This window comes from Zoogloea sp., assembly GCF_023150065.1.
GTDB lineage: Bacteria > Pseudomonadota > Gammaproteobacteria > Burkholderiales > Rhodocyclaceae > Zoogloea.
On record NZ_JAKLLN010000149.1, the window covers coordinates 1 to 628 of the forward strand.

At 66.9% G+C, this 628-nt stretch carries 1 protein-coding gene; it reads left to right on the forward strand.

The window, feature by feature from the left end:
- The coding region (locus tag L6Q67_RS23965; RefSeq protein WP_296576153.1) for a hypothetical protein at positions 1-249 on the forward strand (249 nt) is incomplete at its 5' end.
- Positions 250-628 lie beyond the last annotated feature (379 nt).

The window sequence follows — 628 nt, forward strand, 5'->3', positions numbered from 1 at the left end:
CACGCCCACCCCAGCCTCACCGGCAACCTGGGCAACATCGCGCTGCTCGGGATGGCCGGCGAGCTGGGCCTGATCCCCGCAGATCAAGCCGCCGTCGCCGCCGACAGCTACCGCGAGTACCGCCGCCTGCAGCACGGCCTGCGCCTCAACAACCAGGCCTCGCGGGTCGATCCCGATCTCGTCGCCGACATGGCCGCCGGCGTGCGTGCCCTCTGGAACCAGGTCTTCGACGACAGCCTGCCGGTCTGACCGGCCGGCAACGCAGATGGCGCGGCGGGGAGGAAACACTCCACGCCGCGCCATATCAAAGCGCAAAAAAAGTCAACACAAGCCCCGCCAAAGCCGTACAATCCGCCGTCCGTACGCCAACCAATCAGCGTACCGGCCTCCCATCATTCGTTTCGTCCGATCCAAACGCGATCACGAACACTCGTTGCGCCCGCCCCGATTGGTGCCGCTCATCTCAAGCGGTCAGGCCGTCGCAGGAGCACACAATCCAATGACCCAACCCCAGCCCGCCGCGCAAGCGGCAGGGACGATCGGCTTTGCCGATCTGGCCCTCAGCGCCCCCATTCAGCAAGCCATCGCCGAAACCGGCTACACCACCCCCACCCCGATCCAGGCCCAG